This window comes from Variovorax boronicumulans (genome assembly GCF_029892485.1).
Classification (GTDB): Bacteria; Pseudomonadota; Gammaproteobacteria; order Burkholderiales; family Burkholderiaceae_C; genus Variovorax; species Variovorax boronicumulans_B.
This window is the reverse complement of sequence record NZ_JARXVG010000038.1, coordinates 1-3,000: the sequence shown is the minus strand read 5'-3', so window position 1 is coordinate 3,000 and position 3,000 is coordinate 1. Positions and strand designations below refer to the sequence as shown.

Below are 3,000 nucleotides of genomic sequence, written 5' to 3'. Positions count from 1 at the left end.
CGCACGCCCCAGGAGGAGATCCTGGCCTCCCTCTTTGCCGATGTCCTGGGCATCGCCCAGGTGGGCATCGACGACAACTTCTTCGACCTGGGTGGTGACAGCATCAGCTCGATCCAGCTGGTCAGTCGCGCTCGCAAGGCAGGGCTTCTCGTCACCCCGCGCCATGTGTTCCAACACCAGAACGTGGAGGCGCTCGCGGCAGTCGCAACCTCACTGGACAGGCCCATTGCCGAGGATGTGGCGATCGGCACCGTCGTGCCCACCCCGATCATCCACTGGATGCTCGAGCGCGGCGGCCCGCTTCAGCGCTTCAACCAGTCGATGCTGCTGCAGGTCCCTTCGGGACTTCAGGAAGCGCATTTGGTCATCGCCCTTCAAGCACTGCTGGACCAGCACGACAGCCTGCGCCTGAAGCTCATCGCGCCCCTCCCAAGCGAAGCTTGGAAGCTGGAGATCGCGCCCACGAGGACGATCGCAGCTCAAGAATGCATCCATCGAATCGATGTTGCCGGCCTGGACGAGAGCACTCGCCGAGCCCGCATCAACGAGGCGTCTCGAGCCGCCGCCGATCGGCTAGCCCCCGAAGCGGGAAGGATGCTGCACACCGTATGGTTCGATGCCGGCAGCGGTCAGTCGGGACGCCTGCTGCTGACGATTCATCATTTGGCGGTGGATGGCGTGTCCTGGCGAATTCTGGTGCCCGACCTGCAAGCGGCTTGGGAGGCCGCGCTCAGGGGGAGCCTTCCCACGCTGGGCCATCGCGGCAGCTCTTTCCGCCGCTGGGCGCAGCTATTGAACGACGAGTCCACGAATCCGGCACGGGTCGCCGAATTGCCGATCTGGACTTCTGTCCTGCAAGCGCCGGACCCCTTGCTGTCCAAGCGTTCTCTCGACCCTGCTCTGGACACGGCCGCAACGGCCAGGCGCCTCGTCCTGAGTCTGCCGAGCACACTCACCTCGCCCCTCCTTACGCAGGTACCGGCACTGTTTCACGGTCGGATCAACGACGTCCTTTTGACAGCCTTCGCATTGGCCGTCGCCGACTGGCGTCGCCGCCGCGGTCTGGGACGCAGCACAAGCGTGTTGTTCGATCTGGAAGGCCATGGCCGCGAGGAAATCTTCGACAGCGTGGATCTCTCGCGCACTGTGGGCTGGTTCACCAGCCTCTTTCCCGTGCGCCTTGACCTGCAAGACATCGACCTGGACGACGCCTTGGGTGGCGGCGTCGACTTGGGTCGTGCGCTCAAGCAGAGCAAGGAGCAATTGCGAGCGCTGCCAGACAACGGTCTGGGCTATGGTCTGCTTCGCTATCTCAATGCCGAGACTGCCAGGGCACTGAGCGGCACAACCCCGCAGATCGGCTTCAACTACCTGGGCCGCTTCGCGGCCCCACGCGCGCAGGACTGGGCGGCGGCATTGGAAGCAGGTGCGCTGAGCGGCGGCGGAGATCGGGAGACGCCACTGGCGCATGCCATCTCGCTGGACGCACTCACCCGCGACCGGCCAGATGGTCCAGAGCTCTCCGCGACATGGTCCTGGGCTGGAGAGCTTTTCACCGAGGACGACATCGGCGATCTGGCTCACACATGGTTCCGGGTTCTGGAGGGCCTGGTCTCCCGCAGCCGGCAGCCGCAAGTGGGCGGCTTCACACCTTCGGACTTCCCCTTGATCGCTCTCGGACAGGCCGAGATCGAACGGTTGGAAGAAGAAATTCCGTCCCTTGAAGATATTCTTCCCCCCTCGTCACTGCAGTTGGGCCTGCTGTTCCATGCGCTGTATGACCAGGGGCAGGCCGATGCCTATGTCGTGCAGCTTGCCTTCGAGCTGAACGGAGCCCTGGATGCTGCTGCCCTGCGCGCCGCGGCCGATGCCCTGTTGCAGCGCCACGCCAACCTGCGCGCCTGCTTCCTGCATCAGGACCTGACCGAGCCCGTGCAAGTCATCGCCCGCGAGGTCACGGCGCCTTGGAGCGAGTTCGATCTCACCGCGCTCGATACGGAAGCCCAGAACGCTCAACTGACCCGCTTGCATGAAGAGGATCGCGCGCGCCCCGTCGATCCGACCCAGGCGCCGCTGCTGCGCTTCACTTTGATCCGCCTGACGCCCGAGCGAGCCCGCTTCATATTCACCAGCCACCACATCCTGCTGGACGGCTGGTCCATGCCGATCCTGCTCAAGGAACTGTTCTCGCTCTACGTGACGAAGGGCGACTCCCGCACGCTGCCGCCGGTGGCGCCCTACCGAAATTACCTCGGATGGCTCAAGCGCCAGGATCGCGCCGCAGCAGAACATGCGTGGCAGGCCGCCTTCGCCGGCTTGCAGGAGCCGTCCAAGCTCGTCTCGACAACCCTTGCATCGTCGGGGCGGCAGGAGATCATTTCGATTAACTTGCCGCAGGAGCTGACCGAAGCCCTCGGCCAGCGGGTGCGCAAGCATGGCCTGACGTTGAACACCCTGATGCAGGGTGCGTGGGGAGCGCTGCTGGGGCGCCTCACCGGGCGCGAGGACGTGGTCTTTGGCATCACCGTCTCCGGACGCCCACCCGAGTTGCAGGGTATCGAAGGCATGGTGGGACTTTTCATCAACACCTTGCCGCTGCGCTTCCAATTCCGCTCCGTCGAGCCGGTCGTCCAGACGCTTGCACGGCTGCAGGACGAACAGTCCTCTCTCATTGCCCATCAGCATCTGGGTCTCAGCGATATACAACGCCTCACTGGATTCAGCTCTCTCTTCGACACTCTCTTCGTCTTCGAGAACTACCCGGTCAACCCCAATGCACGCCAAGCCTCCTATGATGGTCTGAAGGTTGCTCCTGCTGGTGGCAGCGGAGGGGACACCACTCACTATCCCTTGAGCCTCGTCGTTGTTCCGGGGGCAAAGCTGCAGCTTCGCATTGGCTATCGCCCCGACCTGTTCGATCGCGCCACGGTAGAGCGCCTGGCCGCACGGCTGCAGCGCGTGCTCGCAGCGATCGCGGCCGACCCCGCCCAGCCCATCGGC

Annotated in this window: 1 protein-coding gene; it reads left to right on the top strand. The window is 64.3% G+C overall.

All coding sequences use genetic code 11. The features are described 5' to 3' along the window. Positions 1-3,000 (top strand): condensation domain-containing protein (locus tag M2282_RS30935; protein WP_280812589.1); only part of this gene is annotated, 3,000 nt, incomplete at both ends.